Raw genomic sequence first — 18,756 nt, forward strand, 5'->3', positions numbered from 1 at the left:
CTCAGACCTCGAACGGGGTGGCGGCGCGATTGAGCTCGGCCAGCGACAGGTTGCGGTCGAACAGCGGCGCGAGGCTCTGGTCATGGCTGACGAACAACAGGCTCGAACCCGCCTCGCGGCATTCGGCGAACAACAGGCGAATGAAGTTTTCCCGTGCGTCGTAATCCAGCGCGGAGGTCGGTTCGTCGGCGATCACCAGTTCCGGCTGACCGATCAGCGCGCGCGCGGCGGCGACCCGTTGTTGCTGGCCGATGGACAACGAATCGGCGCGGCGGCCGAGGATGCTTTGATCCTTCAAACCCAAATGCGCGAGCAGCGTCGCGGCGGCTTGATCGACGCTGCCGTGGCGCTGTTTCGCCCGTTTGGCGCGCAATTTGGAGAAGTGGCAGGGCAGCTCGACGTTCTCGCGCACCGACAGAAAGGGCAGCAAGTTGAACTGCTGAAAAATGTAGCCGGTGTGATCGACGCGAAAGCGATCGCGCGCACCGGCACCGAGTTCGGTGAGTTCCTGGCCGAGCAGACGAATGCTCCCGCGATCAGGCTTCTGCACGCCGCCGAGCAAGCCCAGCAAGGTGGTTTTGCCGCTGCCGCTGGGGCCTTTGAGGAACAGGGTTTCACCGGGTTCGAGGCGAAACGCCGGGATGTCCAGCAGCGGCGGGTGACCGGGCCAACTGAAGCCCAGGTCGGACAGTTCGATGAGTGCTTGGGTCATGTGAAACCGGTCAGGTTGATGGTTAGCCTTTGTAGGAGAGAGGCTTGCCCGCGAAGACGGTGTGTCAGTCGCCACAGATGTTGAATGTGACGACGCCTTCGCGGGTAAGCCTCGCTCCTACTAGGGATTTGTGGTGGTTCAGAATTTCAGCGCAGCAGCCTTGGCCGTCACTTCAACGCCTTGCTGGCCGCTCGGGCTGATCAGTTGTACCTGAATCTTCTGCGTTGCCGGGAAGGTGTTAAAAATGTTCGCCAGATCCAGGGTTTTCAGCGCACCCGGCGCCGAGCAACTGAATTGGTAATGCGCGTGGATTTCGCTGTGCTCGTGATGATGCTCGTGACCGTCCTTGTCCGCCTCGTCGTGGTCATCATCGGCATCCGGCTTGTCGCCGAACAGCGGACTTTCCAGTTCCTGCGTCGCGACTTTGCAACCGGCGGCTTTCGGCAGATTGAACAGCGCCAACGGATTTTCCAGTTTCGCGCGCGCGGCGGCGACTTTGGCCTTGTCGGCATCAGTGGTAGCCGCGTGTTCGAAACCCACCAGGTTCATCGCCGGGCTTTCCAGCTCCAACTCCAGCGTCTGGCCATCCAGCGCCGCGTTCAAGCGACCGACCCCATGTTCGTGAGCGCTGAGGCTGCCATGCTCATGGTCGTGATCATGTTCATCCACAGCATGGGCGGCGGCCAGCGGCAACAGGGCAAACGGCAAAGCAATAAGCAGACGACGCATGGCGAGTCTCCGGGGAAGTGGGGAAAAATCTGTTATGTAATCTTATAACGAAAGTGCGCAGAGTTTGCCCGGCTGCTTGGCGTTGCACAAGAGCCATGGGAGCATGCACGTCAGAAATGTGCAGGAGCGGACTCATGTTGCGTATACGCGGAAGCATCGGCGACTGGCCGGTGGATTTGACGCTGGAGATGGATGACGGCGATTGGGCCAGGCTTGGCGCGCAGTTGCAGGTGAGTAAAACCGAGGAGGTCAGTGCGCCGGTGGCCAAGGCGTCGAGTCAGGACGATACGTCCTGGCAGATCGCCAAGGATTTGCTGCGCAACGCCGGGCAGTTGAGTGGGCCGGATTTGCTTGAGCAACTGGAAGGGCTGACGGGTAATGCCGGGTCGGGCAAACGCCTGCTGGTGCGCTTGCGCCATTGCGCGGAAGTGAAGGTGGTGAGCGGGGCGGATACGCCGATTTACAGTTGGGTCGGGCCCGGCAAGTAGCACTGGAACCTGTGGGAGCAAAGCTTGCTTGCGATGGCGTCCTTGAGATCGCCATCGCGAGCAAGCTCTGCTCCCACAAGATCAGCAGCACAGCTATCGCGAGCAAGCTCTGCTCCCACAAGATCAGCAGCAAAGCCATCGCGAGCAAGCTCTGCTCCTACGGCGGCCGAGCAGGCGTGTTTCGGCGATCAGTACAGCGCGGCGAACAGTTTGCGGCGGTATGTGGTCACCAGCGGATGATCGTTGCCGAGCAGTTCGAACACTTGCAGCAGCGTTTTGTGCGGCAGGCCTTCGCTGTAGCTGCGGTTGCGGATGAACAGTTTCAGCAGCGAGTCGAGCGCCGGTTCGTATTGCTGGCGCGCGAGTTGCTGGATCGCCAGTTGATACACCGCTTCATCGTCCTGCGGGTTTTTCGCCAGGCGTGCTTTCAAATCTGCGGCGTCGGGCAAGTCCTTGGCCTGGCCGAGAAACTGAATTTGCGCCTTGGCGCCGGCGAGGGCGGCTTTGTGTTCATCGGTCTTGACCGCGTCGAGCACGGTTTGCGCCTCGCCCAGTTCGCCGCGTTCGGTGAGGCAGCGGGCGTAGAGGATCAGAGCTTTGGCGTTGGTATTGTCTTCGCCCAGCAGCACTGCGAGCACGGCTTCGGCGTCAGCAAATCGGCCTTCGTCGAACAGCGCCTGGGCCTGTTCGAACGGATCGGCAGCGGCCGGCGGCGGCATTTGCACATGCGGTTCGAGCATCGTGCGCACGGCGGATTCCGGTTGCGCGCCGGCAAAACCGTCGACCGGTTGGCCGTCCTTGAACAGCACCACGGTCGGCAGGCTGCGAATGCCGAAACGCGCGACGATGTCCGGCTCGGCGTCGCAATTGACCTTGGCCAGCAGCAACTCGCCCTGATAGCTCTCGGCGACGGTTTGCAGCATCGGCATCATGGCTTTGCACGGCGCACACCATTCGGCCCAGAAATCCACCAGCACCGGTTTGTGGAAAGAGTTCTCGATCACCGACTGGTCGAAATCAGCAGTCGTGGCGTCGAAGATGTACGGCGTTTCCTGACTCATGGGGGATCTCGTAAAAGCGTGAATGGGTCAACTATACGGCTTGGCAGGGTGTCGCTGAAAGTGTGGGCAGTCTGACAGGTCGCCTTCGCGGGCAAGCCTAGCTCCTACAGGTCCGCGCCGATTTGAAGACCGACGCCGGACCTGTAGGAGCGAGGCTTGCTCGCGAAGCTTTTAGCCGCGCCGAGCATGGTAAAGGCTCACATGCCGAAACTCTTCAGGCTCGGCCAGATCCGGCAACGTCATCGCTTCCAGCATTTCAATGCGCTGATACAGCGGATGGCGAAAATCCCTCACGCGCGAATCGGCCACCAGCGCTTCCCGGCCGCGACTGAGGAATTCATCGAGCAGCGGCAGATTCGCCCGGTCATACAACACGTCGGCGACCAGGATCAGATCAAAGCGGTCCGCCTCGGCAAAGAAATCCGTCGAATAATTGAGTTCTACGTCATTAAGCTGAGCGTTCGCCCGACACGCCGCAGTTGCCAGCGGGTCCAGATCACACGCCACCACTTCCAGCGCGCCAGCCTTGACCGCAGCAATCCCCGCCACACCCGAGCCCGCGCCAAAATCCAATACCCGTTTGCCTTTGACCCACTCGGGAAACTGCGCGAGATACCGCGCCACTGCCAAACCGCTGGCCCAGCAAAAACTCCAGTACGGCGGTTCGTGGAGAATCCGCCGGGTTTCTTCCGGGCTGAAGGCGCGGTCCATGTTGTCGCCGTCGATCAGCCAAAGTTTCAGCTCGGTATCGGGCAGCGGCACCGGCACCAGTTGCGCATCACCGAGCAGTTCACTCAACGCCTGTTGCAGGTCGAGCGGTGCAATCATGGGGCTTTGACGAATTGCAGCTGGCCCATCGCCTGGGTGGTCGGCTGGCTGATGACTTGCGACGGCAGATGCAAGATCAACTGGCCGGACTGGCTGGCGCGGCCACGCAGTTCAACGCGTGCGCCGACCGGGAACGATTCCGGGTTGAAGCGCAGATGGAACGGCAGGATCTGATTGGTGCCGATCAGGCTCGAACTGGCGAGCAATTGTTGCGGGCGGTCCTGGGCATCGATCACCAGCAACGCCAGTTCAACCTCGGCGCCGGCCGGTACGCCTTGCAACGTGCCGCTCAATTCCCGTTGATACGCCGGCAGCGGGCCGAGGTTGGCGGCTTCCTTGGCTTTTTTCTGCGCTTGTTGCGGCGCCGGGCCGGGTTTCGGCGGCTGGGGTTTGGGCGCATCGCTGCTGCAGGCCACCAGCAGGCTGAAAATACTGAGCAGGACGAGCGGTCGTAGCGACATTTGGGGCTCCGGCAGGGGTCAAATCCATGGATCAAGCTTATAGCTCGTCTGTATACCGCAAACCCCATGGCTTGTCTTGCCACGGGGATGCGCTACCATGGCCCTCCCTTTTTTTGTTGCCTGCCACCATGCACTGTCCCTTCTGCGGTGCCAACGACACCAAGGTCATCGACTCGCGTCTGGTCGCCGAGGGCGAACAGGTGCGCCGCCGGCGTGAATGCCTGGCCTGCGGCGAACGTTTCACGACGTTCGAGACCGCCGAACTGGTGTTGCCGCGCCTGATCAAAACCGACGGCAGCCGTCAGCCGTTCGACGAAGAAAAACTGCGCGCCGGCATGCAGCGTGCGCTCGAGAAGCGCCCGGTGAGTGTCGAGCGTCTTGAATCGTCGCTGGTGCACATCAAACACAAACTGCGCGCCACCGGCGAGCGCGAGGTCAAATCCCTCGTGGTCGGTGAACTGGTGATGGCCGAGCTGCAAAAGCTCGACGAAGTCGCCTACATTCGTTTCGCCTCCGTGTATCGGCGCTTCCAGGACCTCAACGAGTTCCGCGAAGAGATCGATCGCCTGGCCCGTGAGCCGGTGAAAGAATGACCACCTCCGCAGAACAAGCCGTACTCGACGCCCATTACATGGCGCGCGCGCTGGAACTGGCGCGCAAAGGTCACTACACGACGCACCCGAATCCGCGCGTTGGTTGTGTGATCGTGCGGGACGGGCAGATTGTCGGCGAAGGCTGGCACGTACGCACCGGCGAACCGCATGCCGAGGTGCACGCCTTGCGCGCCGCCGGCGACAAGGCTCGTGGCGCTACCGCTTACGTGACCCTCGAACCGTGCAGCCACCATGGCCGCACGCCGCCGTGCGCCGATGCGCTGGTGAACGCCGGCCTCGCGCGGGTAGTCGCGGCGATGCAGGACCCGAACCCGTCGGTGGCCGGTCGCGGCATGCAGCGCCTGGCGCAAGCCGGGATTGCCATTGCAAGCGGCGTGCTCGAAGGCGAGGCGCGCAAGCTTAATGAAGGTTTCCTCAAACGCATGGAACACGGCTTGCCGTTCGTGCGGGTGAAGTTGGCCATGAGCCTCGACGGGCGCACGGCGATGGAAAGCGGCGAAAGCCAATGGATCACCGGCCCGGCTGCGCGTTCGGCGGTGCAACGCCTGCGCGCCCAGGCCAGCGTGGTGCTGACCGGCGCCGACACCGTGCTGGCAGACAACGCACGGCTGACCGTACGCGCCGAAGAATTGGGCCTCGACGCCGAGCAGACTGCGCTGGCCATGAGCCGGCCGCCGCTGCGCGTGCTGATCGACGGCCGCCTGCGTGTGCCGCTGGATGCATCGTTTTTCAAGGCTGGCCCGGCGCTGGTCGCGACCTGCATGGCGATTGAAGAACAATACGCCAACGGCCCGGAATGCCTCATTGTCGCGGGCGACGATGGTTTGGTGGACCTGCGCAAGTTGCTGGTCGAACTGGCCAATCGCGGGGTCAACGAGGTGTTGGTCGAGGCCGGTCCGCGTCTCGCCGGGGCATTTGCCCAACAGGGACTGGTCGACGAGTTCACGATCTTCATTGCCGGCAAGTTCCTCGGTTCCTCCGCCCGACCATTGCTCGACTGGCCACTGGCGCTGATGAAAGACGCGCCCGAGCTGAAAATCACCGAAATCCGCGCGGTTGGCGATGACTGGCGAGTCACTGCCATTCCTTCTCCAGCGGCGAGCGTATAATTCCCGGCCGCAGCCCAGCGACGGCCCTGTTCTCGAGGAGGACTCCATGTTTACCGGCATCATCGAATCCATCGGCAGTATTCGTGCATTGACCCCAAAGGGCGGCGATGTGCGGGTTCACGTAGAAACCGGCAAGCTCGACCTGAGCGACGTCAAACTCGGCGACAGCATTGCGGTCAACGGCGTCTGCCTGACCGCGGTTGAACTGCCAGGCAACGGCTTTGCCGCCGACGTCAGCCGCGAAACCCTCGACTGCACCGCGATGAATGACCTGAAAAGCGGCAGCCCGGTCAACCTCGAAAAAGCCCTGACGCCGACCACTCGCCTTGGCGGGCACTTGGTCAGCGGTCACGTCGATGGCGTCGGCGAAGTCGTCAGCCGCACCGAGAATGCGCGCGCCGTGGAGTTCCGCATCCGCGCGCCGAAAGACCTCGCCAAATACATCGCCCATAAAGGCTCGATCACCGTCGACGGCACCAGCCTGACCGTGAACGCCGTTGATGGCGCCGAATTCTTGCTGACGATCATTCCCCACACCCTGAGCGAAACCATCATGGCGTCGTACCAGCCAGGTCGCCGGGTGAATCTGGAAGTGGACTTGCTGGCGCGTTATCTGGAGCGCCTGCTGTTGGGCGACAAGGCTGCAGAGCCAACTTCTGGAAACATCACCGAAAGCTTTCTGGCCGCCAACGGCTACCTCAAATCCTGAAGCTTTTAATTGCGAAAAAGGGGGTGCCTTGTGGCGCTCAATAGCATCGAAGAACTGGTTGAAGACATCCGCCAAGGCAAGATGGTCATCCTCATGGATGACGAAGACCGCGAGAACGAAGGCGACCTGATCATGGCCGCCGAGTGCTGCCAGCCTGAACACATCAACTTCATGGCCAAGCACGCCCGTGGCCTGATTTGCATGCCGATGAGCCGCGAACGCTGCGAACTGTTGAAGCTGCCACTGATGGCGCCGCGCAACGGTTCCGGGTTCGGCACCAAGTTCACCGTCTCGATCGAAGCCACCACCGGCGTCACCACCGGCATCTCCGCCGCCGACCGCGCGCGCACCGTGCAGGCTGCTGCCGCCAAGGACGCCAAGGCTGAAGACATCGTCAGCCCCGGCCACATCTTCCCGCTGATGGCACAACCGGGCGGCACCCTCGCTCGCGCCGGCCACACCGAAGCCGCTTGCGACCTGGCGCGCATGGCCGGTTTCGAGCCGAGCGGGGTGATCTGCGAAGTGATGAACGACGACGGCACCATGTCGCGTCGCGCCGAACTGGAAACCTTCGCCGCCGAACACAACATCAAGATCGGCACCATCGCCGACCTGATCCACTACCGGATGATCCACGAACGTACCGTTCAGCGGATTGCCGAGCAGCCGCTGGACAGCGAACTGGGCCAATTCAACCTGGTGACCTATCGTGATTCGGTGGAAGGCGACGTGCACATGGCGCTGACCTTGGGCACCGTGTGCGCCGACGAACCGACGCTGGTGCGCGTGCACAACATGGACCCGCTGCGCGACTTGCTGATGGTCAAGCAGCCCGGCCGCTGGAGCCTGCGCGCCGCCATGTCTGCGGTCGCCGAGGCTGGTAGCGGCGTGGTGCTGTTGCTCGGTCACCCGCTCGATGGCGACGTTTTGCTGGCGCATATCCGCGAAACCGCCGAGCACGTTCCGGCGAAAAAACCGACCACCTACAGCATCGTCGGTGCCGGTTCGCAGATCCTGCGCGACCTCGGTGTGCGCAAAATGCGCCTGATGAGTGCGCCAATGAAATTTAATGCGATATCCGGTTTCGATCTGGAAGTTGTAGAATACGTGCCCTCCGAATAATGACCGGTTGTTTCCAGTCCTTGATTCGCGGTTAACACATCACTGAGGGATGCGTAGAAAACGCGTCCCGGCTCTTTAAGAGATCTAACGAATGACCCTGAAGACCATCGAAGGTACCTTCATCGCCCCTAAAGGCCGCTACGCTTTGGTAGTGGGCCGTTTCAACAGCTTCGTTGTTGAAAGTCTGGTCAGCGGTGCAGTTGATGCCCTGGTTCGCCACGGCGTGAGCGAAAGCGACATCACCATCATCCGCGCGCCTGGCGCCTTCGAAATCCCGCTGGTTGCGCAAAAAGTAGCCCAGAAGGGCGAATACGCGGCAATCATCGCCCTGGGCGCGGTCATTCGTGGCGGTACTCCGCACTTCGAATACGTCGCCGGCGAATGCACCAAGGGCCTGGCCCAGGTGTCCATGGAGTTCGGCGTGCCAGTCGCTTTCGGCGTGCTGACCGTTGATTCCATCGAGCAAGCCATCGAACGTTCCGGCACCAAGGCCGGTAACAAAGGTGCCGAAGCTGCCCTGTCCGCTCTGGAAATGGTCAGCCTGCTGGCACAGTTGGAGGCCAAGTGATTAGCGACGACAGCGATCAGTTCAACCCGCGCGATCCAAAGCCTGCGGATGCCGGCAAGCCATCGAAAAGCGTCAAGCGTCGCGAAGCCCGTCAGCTCGCGACTCAGGCGCTGTACCAATGGCACATGGCCAAGCAATCGTTGAACGAGATCGAAGCGCAGTTTCGCGTCGATAACGATTTCAGCGATGTCGACAGCGCCTACTTCCGCGAAATCCTTCACGGGGTTCCGGCAGGCGTTGACAAGATCGATGCTGCGCTGGCGCCATGCCTGGACATCACCATCGAAGAGCTGGACCCGGTTGAACTGGCCGTCCTGCGTCTGTCGACCTGGGAACTGCTGGAACGCGTCGATGTGCCGTACCGCGTGGTGATCAACGAAGGTATCGAGCTGGCGAAGGTCTTCGGTTCCACCGACGGCCACAAGTTCGTCAACGGTGTCCTCGACAAGCTCGCCCCGCGTCTGCGTGAAGCTGAAGTGAAGGCGTTCAAGCGCTAACCAGCGCTTGAAACTGTGATGGGCGAGTTTGAGCTGATCCGCCACTTCTTCGCCGCCGCGCCTTGTGCGCAGGGCGGCGAGGGCGTTGCACTGGGGATCGGCGACGATTGCGCCTTGCTCGCTGTTCCTCTCGGGGAACAGTTGGCTGTTTCCACCGACACGCTGGTTGCCGGCGTGCATTTCGCAGATCCCTGCGACCCGTTTTTGCTCGGTCAGCGCTCGCTGGCTGTAGCGGTCAGCGACTTGGCCGCCATGGGCGCAACCCCCGTTGCCTTTACCCTTGCCCTGACCTTGCCGACGGTGACCGCCGATTGGCTGGACGCTTTCGCCCGTGGCTTGAACGTCATGGCGCAGAGCTGTGGCGTGGCGTTGGTCGGCGGCGACACCACCCGTGGCCCGTTGAGCCTGACCCTGACCGTATTCGGCCGCGTGCCCGCCGCGCTGGCGCTGACCCGCAGCGGCGCGTTGCCCGGCGACTTGTTGTGTGTCGGCGGCGAGTTGGGCAATGCCGTCGGCGCCTTGCCGCTGGTGCTTGGCCAGCGCAGCGCCGACGAGGCGATCGCCGATCCATTGCTGCGACATTACTGGTCGCCGCAACCGCAACTGGCCCTCGGTCAGGCGTTGCGCGGCAAAGCCACGTCGGCGCTGGATATCTCTGATGGGCTGCTCGCCGATTGTGGGCACATCGCGCTGGCGTCGAAGGTTGGCCTTCGGATCGAGCTGAACCGCTTGCCGTTGTCCGAGGCGCTGGTGGCTTTTCTCGGTGAAAAAGGCGCGCAGGACGCGGCCCTCAGCGGTGGCGACGATTACGTCCTGGCGTTCACTTTGCCTCCCGTGGAATTGGCGCAACTGCTCGCCGATGGCTGGCCGGTCCATGTGGTTGGTCACGTTGTGAGCGGGCAGGGCGTGGTGTTGCTCGACGCCGATGGACAGGACATCACCCCGCAAACCCGGGGCTATCAACATTTTCGGGAAACCCGGTGAGCGCTCTGCTCAAACGGGTTTCGGCAGACTTTGTCACCGCTGTGATCTGGCGTAATTGCTGGCGATTCAGCACATCTGGCGGCTGTTTCGGTGCGTTGCCCAAGGCTGGCGGCAACTGCGGCTGGATAGTTGCGCTACCCTTTATTCGTTGCGGCAGACGTTGCCCGGTCGGGGATGTTGGGGCTTCTGCGAATTTTCGCCTGAGTGAAACAGGGGACAAGGGATGGCTCGACGCTGGTTGAGGCGCTGGTTAACCATCGGTTTCGCGCTGTGCTGCTCGCTTGCACAAGCGGTGGATGCGCTGCCGACGCCGTCGGTGATTCATCTGGCCAGCGAAGACTGGGAAGAATACACCGCCGCTGACGGCCACGGCCTCGGTTGGGACGTGCTGCGCGCCGTGTTCGAACCGGCCGGGGTCAAACTGGATATTCGCACCGAGCCCTATACCCGCGCCGTCGGCCTGGCCCAGCGTGGCGAAGTGGACGCGTGTGTCGGCGCTTATCGCGATGAAACCAGCGACCTGCTGTACCCGCACTGGAACTTCGACACCGATCACATCTACGCCTTGGGCCTGGCGAGCAATCCGCCACCGACCCTGGACACTCTCGGCAGCTATCGACTGGCTTGGGTGCGGGGCTATAAATATCAGGATTACCTGCCCAACGTGCAGCGCTTCAATGAAGTGGTGCGGCGCACTGGAATCCTCTCGATGCTGACCCACAACCGCGCCGACTATTACATCGATGCCCTGACCGAAATCGATTACCTGGTCGCCCGCGCCAGGGATCCTGCGCAGTTTCGCCGCACGCACATTGCCGAATTGCCGCTGTACCTGTGCTTCGCCGACAACCCCAAGGCGCGCACGTTGATGGCGTTGTTCGATCAGCGCATGGCAGTGCTGGTGAAAAGCGGCGAGCTGAAGCCGATCTTCGCCAAGTGGAAACAACCGTACCCGTTTGACCCGGATTGACGCCGATCACCCTGCCGACACCAAGTCTTGTAGGAGTGGGCCTGCTCGCGATGGCGGTGGGTCAGTCACACTTATGTCGAATGTGCCAACGCTATCGCGAGCAGGCTCACTCCTACAGGGACTATGAGGCGTCTGGTTGATCAAACATTTTGATTGTTATGCCCCATAATTCAGCCTAAGCGCCCGTTGGAACCTGCTGTTACAATGCCGCCTCTGCGAATCTCCAGTACTTATTGATCAGGAGCACAACGGTGCCTGTCGTTTTTGTTGCCGCTTCGAAGCTGCCAACGCCTTTTGCGCAATTCACCATGCACGGCTTTCTCGATGAAGAGAACGGGCGCGAGCACGTCGTACTGAGCCTGGGTGAGTTCGCCGACGGTGCCCCGGTACTCGGTCGGTTGCACTCCGAATGCCTGACCGGCGATGCCTTGTTCAGCCAGCGTTGCGACTGCGGTTCGCAACTGGAAGCGGCGCTGCAAGCCATCGCCCGCGAAGGTCGCGGCGTGTTGCTGTACTTGCGTCAGGAAGGTCGCGGCATTGGCCTGTTGAACAAGATCCGCGCTTATGAATTGCAGGACGGCGGCGCCGACACCGTTGAAGCCAACGAGCGTCTGGGCTTCGCCGCCGATCAGCGCGATTACGCCATGTGCCTGCCGATGCTTGAGCATCTGGGCGTGAAGTCACTGCGCTTGATGACCAACAACCCGCGCAAGGTCAAAGCCATGACCGACATGGGCATCGTCGTCGCCGAGCGCGTGCCGCTGCACACCGGGCATAACCCGCATAACAAACTGTATCTGGCGACCAAGGCCAGCAAGCTCGACCACATGATGGGCAACGAGCATCAGGGCGAGGCAGACCGGGCGTGACGCGCGGTCAGGTGCGGCGGCGACTGTCCTTTAACTGGTGGCAATACCTGGCGCTGGCGTTGGTGCCGTTGTTCGTGATCAACGGCGTGTTTGGCCAGACCGAGGCGATTCTGCCGGTGTTGGCGATGCCGTTGTTCATTGCCGGCGTGGCCTCGATGTTTGTCAGCCTGAAGTTTTTCGGCGGCTACAAACATGCGCTGATCGCCACCCAAAAAGCCCTCGACACACCTGAAGAGCCGGCCGCGTGGATTGCCCTCGCGGCCAAGCGCCGCACGGCGTTTCTGGCGGCCAGCCTGCCGGCGTGGATCGGCGCATTGGCAGTGTTCGTCGGCCTCGAAGCGGTGCCGCTGATGTTGCTGGCGCTGTCCACCGCCGTGCTGTTTTACCTCTACCGTATCCCGCGTCAACTCGGCTGATGCTTCGCGTCTGGCTGGCGGTTTTGCTGCTGGCCGTCAGCGGCTCTTCATTGGCCGTGGAGCGTGTCGTCAGCCTCGCGCCGTCCCTGACGGAAATCGTCGTCGAGCTGGATTCAGCGGACTTGCTGGTCGGGGTGCTGGATGCCGGCGAACGTCCTGTGGCGATTAAAGATCTGCCTTCAGTGGGCCGCTATGGCCAGTTGGACATGGAGCGGCTGCTCAGCCTCAAACCTGATTTGCTGTTGCTCTGGCCTGGCAGCGTCGGCCCGGCGCAGCGTGAACAACTCAAGCGCTTGAACATTCCCACCTACGTCGCCGAACCGCACAACCTCGAACAACTCACCACACAAATTGCCGCGATCGCCGAGCAACTCGGCCGAGCGCAGCGGGGCGTGGTGTTGGCGGCGCAGCTGCGGCAGAAACTGGATAACCTGCGCCAGCGCTACCGTCGGGACACGCCGTTGCAGGTGTTCTATCAAGTCTGGGATCGGCCGCTGTACACCGTCGGTGGCGGGCAAATCATCAGCGATGCGTTGCAGGTGTGCGGGGCACGCAATGTGTTTGCCGACCTGACGTTGCCGGCGCCGCAAATCAGCGTCGAGGCGGTGTTGCAGCGCAACCCCGAAGTGATTCTGGCCAGTGATCAGGCGCAGTTGGATGCGTGGAAAGCCTGGCCGCAAGTGACGGCCGTGGCGCGCGGACAATTGTTGTTGGTGACCGACAAAGGCCTGGAGCGGCCGAGCGGGCAGATGATCGAAGCGACTGCGAAGCTCTGCAAAATCATCGCGCCAGAGCGTTAGAAAACCCTGTGGCGAGGGGGCTTGCCCCCGTTCGGTTGCGCAGCGACCGCAGTCCAGTCACCGCGGTCGGCTTGGCAAACGCGGTGGCTGCATTGGGGCTGCTGCGCAGCCCAACGGGGGCAAGCCCCCTCGCCACAATTGATCGCGCCAGATTTTAGAGCCGGACTTTACAGCTCCGGCGTCCAGGTCACCCCGAACATCCACGCCCGACCTTCTTCGCGATAGCCATATTGGCTGCTGCCATAGCTGTACAACGCGCGGCTGTAGCCCTTGTCGAGCAAGTTGTCGACCTTCAGCTCAAGCTGCACTTCGCGGTTCAGCGCCCAACTGCTGCGCAAACCGAGCAGCGCGTAACCGCCCAAGGCTTGCGCGTTGTTCTCGTCGTCATAACTGCCGCTGACCGCCTGCCAACTGGCGCCCAGACCCAGCCGATCAAATTGTCGATCCAGATCCAGACTCAACGTGCGCCGCGCCCGCCGCGCCAGGGTGTGGCCGCTGTCGCGATCACGCGGGTCGATGATCGCCACGCCGAGGTTGCTCTGCCAGCCGAACAATTCCTGTTTCAGCGCCGCTTCGAACCCGTTGATCCGCGCTGAAGCGACGTTCTGCGGGCCGTTGCCGCCGAAGATAATCGCGTCTTCAAGGTCGGTGCGGTGCAGCGAGGCTTCCAGTCGGCTGCGCTCGCTCAACTGACTGCGCCACTGCACTTCGTAGCTTTTCGAGGTTTCCGGTTTGAGGTCCGGGTTGCTGAAATCCGGGTAATACAGGTCATTGAAGGTCGGCGCGCGGAAGCCTTCGCTGTAGGTCAGCAGCACGTCGTTGTTCGGGTTCAGCGGCAGGGTGAAGGTGCCGCTCCAACTGTTCTGGCCGCCGAACTGCTGGTTCTGGTCGCGACGCAAACCCAGCTCCGTGGAGAAGCTGTCGGCCTTGTAGCGATGCTGGATAAACGCGGCACGGTTCCAGCGGCTGTCCTCGTCGAACGGCGTGCTGCTGTTGACCCGGTCCTCGTACCAGTCGCCGCCGACGATCAAACTGTTGCGCGCGTCGAGCGTCAGGTCGTTCTGCCAGTTCACCGAGTCGCGGTAAGTGTTGAACACGCTGCGCTCGTCGCTGAGTTTGTCGAAAGTCTTTTCGCGGTTTTCGCTGTGGCCGAATTCGAGGCGGGTTTTCCACACGTCATTGATGCGCGCATCGACGTAACTGCTGAGGCTGCTGACGTCGAAATCGCTGTAAGGCTGCTGCTGCAGCGATTCGAAGGTATTCGGGTCGAAGCGCCCGAACGGGTTGTCGAATTCGCTTCTGCCGCGGTTATCCAGGAGGTTGGCGCCGATTTCGATGTCGTCGGTCAGCGCATGGCTGAGGCTCAGGCTCAGCGATTTGTTGCGGTATTCATCGTGATCGCCGTCGCTTGGATATGACTCGGTCGTGCGGTCGATCCCGGCTGTTTCATCGAGGCTGGCGCCGAGGTTGAAGCGGGTTTTGTCGTCGCCACCGGACACGCCGAGGCTGCGTTCCCACGTTTGATTGCTGCCGAAACCGACGTGCAGGCGCGGCTGCAAGCCCGGTTCGGTGCCGCGTCGGGTGAAAATCTGGATGACCCCGCCAATCGCATCGCTGCCATAAATCACCGAGCGCGAGCCGCGTAACACTTCCACGCGCTCGACTTGCTCGATGTTGATGTGTTGCAGGTTGCTGTCGCCGGACGTCGAGTTGCCGATGCGCTGGCCGTCGACCAGCACCAGGCTTTGCGCCGATTTGGTCCCGCGAATGTAAATCCCCGGCAAGCTGCCGCGCCCCCCGGTTTGCCCGACTTGCACGCCCGGCACGCGGCGCAACAGGTCGGTGACGCTGCTCGGTTGCAGGCGATCAATGTCGTCGCGGGTGAACACTGTGTTGGCGGCGCTGCTGTCGTTGCGCGCTTCGACCTGGCGGTTAGCGCTGATTAGCACGTCGGGGAGCTTCAGCGCCTGATCGCGCTCGAAGGTGTCGGCCAGGAGTTGGCCGGCCGGCAGGAGTGTCAGCGTCAGGGCGAGAGGAGAGAGTTTCATAGATATCCGTAGCAAACACGGTACTTGTAGGAGCGAGGCTTGCCCGCGAAGAGGCCATAACATCCAACATCTAGGTTGCCTGTTAAAACGCCTTCGCGGGCAAGCCTCGCTCCTACAGGGGCGGGGGAATTACTTGGCAAGCAGTTGTAAACGCTCACGCACCGACGCTTCGATCCCGGCTTCATCCAACCCGCACTCGGCGAGCATTTGCGCAGGTTTGGCGTGTTCGACGTAGGTGTCCGGCAAGCCGAGGTGCAGCATCGACTTGAGGATGTTTTCCCGCGCCAGGAACTCGCTGACTGCGCCACCGGCGCCGCCCATGATCGCGTTCTCCTCGACGGTCACCAGCAACGTGTGACTGCCGGCGATTTCGCGGACCAGTGCTTCGTCCAGCGGTTTGACGAAACGCATGTCGACCACGGTCGCATCCAGCGTTTCCGCGACTTTCAGCGCTTCGGTCAATTGCACGCCGAACACCAGCAGGGCGACATTTTTGCCTTGGCGGCGCACCACACCTTTGCCGATTTCAATCGGTTGCAGGTCTTTCTCGATCACCGCATTCGGGCCGTTGCCGCGCGGGTAACGCACCGCCGCCGGGCCGTTGTACAGGTGACCGGTGGTGAGCATTTTGCGTAATTCGTTTTCATCGCTCGGGGTCATTACCAGCATGCCGGGGATGCAGCGCAGGTACGACAGGTCAAAACTGCCGGCGTGCGTCGGGCCGTCTTCGCCCACTAAACCTGCGCGGTCGATGGCGAACAACACGTCGAGGTTTTGCACCGCCACGTCGTGCACCAATTGGTCGTAGCCGCGCTGGAGGAATGTCGAATAAATCGCCACCACCGGTTTCGCGCCTTCGCACGCCATGCCGGCCGCGAACGTTACTGCGTGTTGCTCGGCTATCGCCACGTCGAAATAGCGCAGCGGGAAACGCTCGCTGAACGCCACCAGATCCGAGCCTTCCTTCATCGCCGGAGTGACCCCGACCAGGCGCGGATCAGCTTCGGCCATGTCGCACAGCCATTCTCCAAACACCCCGGAATACTTCGGCCCGCTGGCCTTTTTCGGCGAGGCGGGCGGGGCGTCCACGGGTTCCAGTTTGGTGATCGCGTGATAACCGATCGGGTCGACTTCCGCCGGGGCGAAGCCTTTGCCTTTCTTGGTGACGATGTGCAGGAATTGCGGGCCTTTGAGGTCGCGCATGTTGCGCAACGTGGCGATCAGCGTCGGCAGGTCGTGGCCGTCGATCGGGCCGATGTAGTTCCAGCCAAGCTCTTCGAACAGCGTGCCGGGGACCAGCATACCCTTGGCGTATTCTTCGGTACGCCGGGCAATTTCCCAGGCGCCGGGCAGGCGCGACAGGACTTTTTTGCTGCCCTCTCGCATGCTCGCGTAAGTGCGGCTGGAGAGAATCTTTGCAAGATAATTCGACAGGCCACCGACGTTGCGCGAGATCGACATGTCGTTGTCGTTGAGGATCACCAACATGTTGGCGTTGACTTCCGGCGCGTGGTTCAGTGCTTCGAACGCCATGCCAGCGGTCAACGCGCCGTCGCCGATCACCGCGATGGCTTTGCGATCACTGTTTTGCAGGCGGGCGGCGATGGCCATGCCCAGCGCAGCGCTGATCGAGGTGCTGGAGTGGCCGACGCCAAAGGTGTCGTACTCGCTCTCGGAGCGCCGCGGGAAAGCGGCGACGCCGTCCTTCTGGCGCAGCGTGGCCATGCGCTCGCGACGGCCAGTGAGGATTTTGTGCGGATACGCCTGATGACCAACGTCCCACACCAGCCGGTCGTCCGGGGTGTCGAAGACGTAATGCAGCGCGATGGTCAGCTCGATGACGCCCAGGCCAGCACCGAAATGCCCACCGGTCTGGCCGACCGTGTAGAGCAATTCCAGGCGCAATTCATCGGCCAGGGTTTCCAGCTCGGCTTCGCCTAACCGGCGCAGGCCGTCCGGCGTATTCGCGCGGTCGAGCAAGGGCGTGGTCGGGCGCGTGCGGGGAATCTCATGAAACGTCGTGGGCATCAGGCGAATCGTTATAGGTATAGAAGAGGCGGCAGTTTACCTGATGCATCGGCCCCTGCCCACGCGTTGCGTTTTTTTGGCGGATGCGCTGTCAGCTGCGGCGCTCGACGATATAACGCGCCAGATCGCGCAAAGGCTCGGCAGCCGCGTCAAACGGTCGCAGCGCATGCAGGGCCTGATCGCGCAGTTCCAGGGCATAAGCCTTGGCCGCGTCGAGACCGAGCAATGCCGGGTATGTCGGCTTGTCCCGGGCAATATCGGCGCCCTGGCGTTTGCCGAGGGTTTCGGTATCGCTTTCGACGTCGAGAATGTCGTCCTGCACCTGAAACGCCAGGCCGATCGCCTGTGCGTAAGTCTGCAACGACTTCAGTTCGTCCTTCTCGGCGCGGCCACTGGCCAGCGCGCCGAGCTTGACGCTGACCTCAATCAGCGCGCCGGTCTTGTGCCGGTGCATGTATTCGAGGGCTTTCTGATCGAGCTTCAAACCGACCGAACCGAGGTCGATGGCTTGCCCGCCGACCATGCCCGCCGGGCCGGCCGCCAACGCCAGAGCGCTGACCATGTGCAGCGAAGTTTGCGCATCCGGGGCGCTCAGGCGCGGGTCGAGCAGGGCGCTGAACGCCAGGCTCTGCAAACCGTCACCGGCGAGAATGGCGCAGGCTTCATCGAATTTCTTGTGCGTAGTCGGCTGGCCGCGACGCAAATCGTCGTCGTCCATCGCCGGCAAGTCGTCGTGCACCAGCGAATATGCGTGGATCAACTCCACCGCACACGCCGCGCCGTTGGCCTGTTCAGCCTTGCCGCCAAGCGCTTCGCACGCCGCGTAAGCCAGCAGCGGACGCACGCGTTTGCCGCCATTCATCACGCTGTAACGCATGGCTTCATAGAGGCGCGCGAGTTCAGCGCTCGGCGGGGTGAACAGGGTTTCCAGCGCGGCGTTGACGCGAGCCTGGCTGGTCGCCGAATACGCTGCGATCATTCTGGCTGATCCGCTTCGAAGGGTTCCTCGGCCAGCTCGCCATCACGCTCGAGCAGCACTTGGACTTTTTGCTCGGCCTGCGCCAGCGCTGCCTGGCAATCGCGGGTCAGACCGATGCCTTGCTCGAAAGCCGTCAGCGAATCTTCCAGCGACAACTCGCCATTCTCCAGCCGCTCGACCAGCGTTTGCAGGTCAGCGAGGGATTGTTCGAAATCCAGTGCAGCTTTTTTGCGGGCCATGGGCGGCTATTTCCGGTTGACGTTAAACCGGCGCGACACTAGCAGACATGGGGGTTATGGGCAAATGAGCGCGGGCGTTTGAACGGGTGACCAGGACTGAAACAACCTGAAAGCGATCCGCTCTGGGAATGAAGCCAGCCATGCCACACAGATCACCTGTGGGAATGAAGCCAGCCATACCATGCAAATCCCCTGTGGCGAGCGAGCTTGCTCGCGCTGGGTCGCGCAGCGGCCCCAAACCCTCCACCGAGTTCTATCTGAATCAGCGCAATCGGCAATTCGCGACTGCTGCGCAGCCGAACGCGAGCAAGCTCGCTCGCCACAGAAATAGGTGGTTATTTCGCCTATTCGGCTCATTTAGTGAGCCGAATAATCCGGCTATTCGGCTCACGTCCGTCAGGTGCCGTGATTCCTACGGCAATTAACGACGGATCCGATTGTTAAAAAACTGCCGAATGGCTAATCTTCGCGGCTTCTACGACCCGATCGTCACGGGTCATTTTGACGAAACACAGTTTTGCTATC

General features: G+C 61.9%; 21 protein-coding genes. 12 read left to right on the top strand and 9 right to left on the bottom strand.

What is annotated here, in order from left to right; translation table 11 throughout:
- Position 1: 1 nt before the first annotated feature.
- Together FBY12_RS25735 and FBY12_RS25740 are read right to left on the bottom strand one after the other, a co-directional pair.
- On the bottom strand, positions 2-712 hold the full coding sequence (locus FBY12_RS25735) for an ABC transporter ATP-binding protein (RefSeq protein ID WP_145257075.1): 711 nt from the start codon (positions 710-712) through the stop codon (positions 2-4).
- 138 nt (positions 713-850) lie between these two features.
- Positions 851-1,441, bottom strand: a complete 591-nt coding sequence (locus tag FBY12_RS25740; protein WP_121732689.1) for a DUF2796 domain-containing protein — start codon at positions 1,439-1,441, stop codon at positions 851-853.
- 134 nt (positions 1,442-1,575) lie between these two features.
- On the opposite strand from FBY12_RS25740, the gene FBY12_RS25745 reads away from it, so the two are divergent.
- Positions 1,576-1,929 (top strand): hypothetical protein, encoded by a 354-nt coding sequence (locus FBY12_RS25745; RefSeq protein ID WP_145257078.1) that lies wholly within the window; start codon positions 1,576-1,578, stop codon positions 1,927-1,929.
- A gap of 188 nt (positions 1,930-2,117) precedes the next feature.
- On the opposite strand, the gene trxA is transcribed toward FBY12_RS25745, so the two are convergent.
- From trxA to FBY12_RS25760, 3 genes are all read right to left on the bottom strand, one after another.
- The gene (trxA, locus tag FBY12_RS25750) at positions 2,118-2,990 is read right to left on the bottom strand and encodes a thioredoxin (RefSeq protein ID WP_109503250.1); all 873 of its coding nucleotides are present in this window, start codon (positions 2,988-2,990) and stop codon (positions 2,118-2,120) included.
- Positions 2,991-3,161: 171 nt separating this feature from the next.
- Positions 3,162-3,818, bottom strand: a complete 657-nt coding sequence (locus FBY12_RS25755; protein ID WP_145257081.1) for a methyltransferase — start codon at positions 3,816-3,818, stop codon at positions 3,162-3,164.
- Complete coding sequence (locus FBY12_RS25760; RefSeq protein WP_145257084.1) at positions 3,815-4,279, bottom strand: YbaY family lipoprotein; 465 nt, start codon at positions 4,277-4,279, stop codon at positions 3,815-3,817. Before FBY12_RS25760 ends, FBY12_RS25755 begins: the two co-directional genes overlap by 4 nt.
- A gap of 128 nt (positions 4,280-4,407) precedes the next feature.
- Between FBY12_RS25760 and nrdR the strand changes: the two genes are divergently transcribed.
- From nrdR to FBY12_RS25815, 11 genes are all read left to right on the top strand, one after another.
- On the top strand, positions 4,408-4,872 hold the full coding sequence (gene nrdR / locus FBY12_RS25765) for a transcriptional regulator NrdR (RefSeq protein WP_003228656.1): 465 nt from the start codon (positions 4,408-4,410) through the stop codon (positions 4,870-4,872).
- Positions 4,869-6,002, top strand: a complete 1,134-nt coding sequence (gene ribD, locus FBY12_RS25770; protein WP_145257087.1) for a bifunctional diaminohydroxyphosphoribosylaminopyrimidine deaminase/5-amino-6-(5-phosphoribosylamino)uracil reductase RibD — start codon at positions 4,869-4,871, stop codon at positions 6,000-6,002. The genes nrdR and ribD overlap by 4 nt, the downstream gene beginning before the upstream one ends.
- 46 nt (positions 6,003-6,048) lie before the next feature.
- Positions 6,049-6,711, top strand: a complete 663-nt coding sequence (locus FBY12_RS25775; protein ID WP_145257090.1) for a riboflavin synthase — start codon at positions 6,049-6,051, stop codon at positions 6,709-6,711.
- Positions 6,712-6,741: 30 nt separating this feature from the next.
- On the top strand, positions 6,742-7,833 hold the full coding sequence (gene ribBA / locus FBY12_RS25780) for a bifunctional 3,4-dihydroxy-2-butanone-4-phosphate synthase/GTP cyclohydrolase II (protein WP_121732684.1): 1,092 nt from the start codon (positions 6,742-6,744) through the stop codon (positions 7,831-7,833).
- Positions 7,834-7,924: 91 nt separating this feature from the next.
- Complete coding sequence (gene ribE / locus FBY12_RS25785) at positions 7,925-8,401, top strand: 6,7-dimethyl-8-ribityllumazine synthase (protein ID WP_003185938.1); 477 nt, start codon at positions 7,925-7,927, stop codon at positions 8,399-8,401.
- Positions 8,398-8,898 carry a transcription antitermination factor NusB gene (gene nusB, locus FBY12_RS25790; protein ID WP_092277503.1) on the top strand — a complete coding sequence of 167 codons (501 nt, stop codon included), beginning with the start codon at positions 8,398-8,400 and terminating at the stop codon, positions 8,896-8,898. The genes ribE and nusB overlap by 4 nt, the downstream gene beginning before the upstream one ends.
- Positions 8,899-8,916: 18 nt before the next feature.
- Complete coding sequence (gene thiL, locus FBY12_RS25795) at positions 8,917-9,882, top strand: thiamine-phosphate kinase (protein ID WP_145257093.1); 966 nt, start codon at positions 8,917-8,919, stop codon at positions 9,880-9,882.
- 223 nt (positions 9,883-10,105) lie between these two features.
- Positions 10,106-10,852 carry an ABC transporter substrate-binding protein gene (locus tag FBY12_RS25800; RefSeq protein WP_145257096.1) on the top strand — a complete coding sequence of 249 codons (747 nt, stop codon included), beginning with the start codon at positions 10,106-10,108 and terminating at the stop codon, positions 10,850-10,852.
- A 251-nt stretch (positions 10,853-11,103) separates the two neighbouring features.
- Complete coding sequence (gene ribA, locus FBY12_RS25805) at positions 11,104-11,721, top strand: GTP cyclohydrolase II (protein WP_121732681.1); 618 nt, start codon at positions 11,104-11,106, stop codon at positions 11,719-11,721.
- Positions 11,718-12,137 carry an MFS transporter gene (locus FBY12_RS25810; protein ID WP_092277515.1) on the top strand — a complete coding sequence of 140 codons (420 nt, stop codon included), beginning with the start codon at positions 11,718-11,720 and terminating at the stop codon, positions 12,135-12,137. The genes ribA and FBY12_RS25810 overlap by 4 nt, the downstream gene beginning before the upstream one ends.
- Positions 12,137-12,937 carry a cobalamin-binding protein gene (locus tag FBY12_RS25815; RefSeq protein WP_145257098.1) on the top strand — a complete coding sequence of 267 codons (801 nt, stop codon included), beginning with the start codon at positions 12,137-12,139 and terminating at the stop codon, positions 12,935-12,937. Before FBY12_RS25810 ends, FBY12_RS25815 begins: the two co-directional genes overlap by 1 nt.
- Positions 12,938-13,104: 167 nt before the next feature.
- On the opposite strand, the gene FBY12_RS25820 is transcribed toward FBY12_RS25815, so the two are convergent.
- The 4 genes from FBY12_RS25820 to FBY12_RS25835 form a co-directional block, all read right to left on the bottom strand.
- The gene (locus tag FBY12_RS25820) at positions 13,105-14,985 is read right to left on the bottom strand and encodes a TonB-dependent receptor domain-containing protein (RefSeq protein ID WP_145257101.1); all 1,881 of its coding nucleotides are present in this window, start codon (positions 14,983-14,985) and stop codon (positions 13,105-13,107) included.
- A gap of 129 nt (positions 14,986-15,114) precedes the next feature.
- Complete coding sequence (gene dxs, locus FBY12_RS25825; RefSeq protein ID WP_121732678.1) at positions 15,115-17,013, bottom strand: 1-deoxy-D-xylulose-5-phosphate synthase; 1,899 nt, start codon at positions 17,011-17,013, stop codon at positions 15,115-15,117.
- Positions 17,014-17,104: 91 nt separating this feature from the next.
- Positions 17,105-17,992: a (2E,6E)-farnesyl diphosphate synthase gene (ispA, locus tag FBY12_RS25830; protein ID WP_121732677.1), complete on the bottom strand. Its 888-nt coding sequence runs from the start codon at positions 17,990-17,992 to the stop codon at positions 17,105-17,107.
- Positions 17,989-18,231 (bottom strand): exodeoxyribonuclease VII small subunit, encoded by a 243-nt coding sequence (locus FBY12_RS25835; protein WP_056743654.1) that lies wholly within the window; start codon positions 18,229-18,231, stop codon positions 17,989-17,991. Before FBY12_RS25835 ends, ispA begins: the two co-directional genes overlap by 4 nt.
- Positions 18,232-18,756: the final 525 nt, after the last annotated feature.

The organism is Pseudomonas sp. SJZ131 (genome assembly GCF_007828705.1).
Classification (GTDB): Bacteria; Pseudomonadota; Gammaproteobacteria; order Pseudomonadales; family Pseudomonadaceae; genus Aquipseudomonas; species Aquipseudomonas prosekii.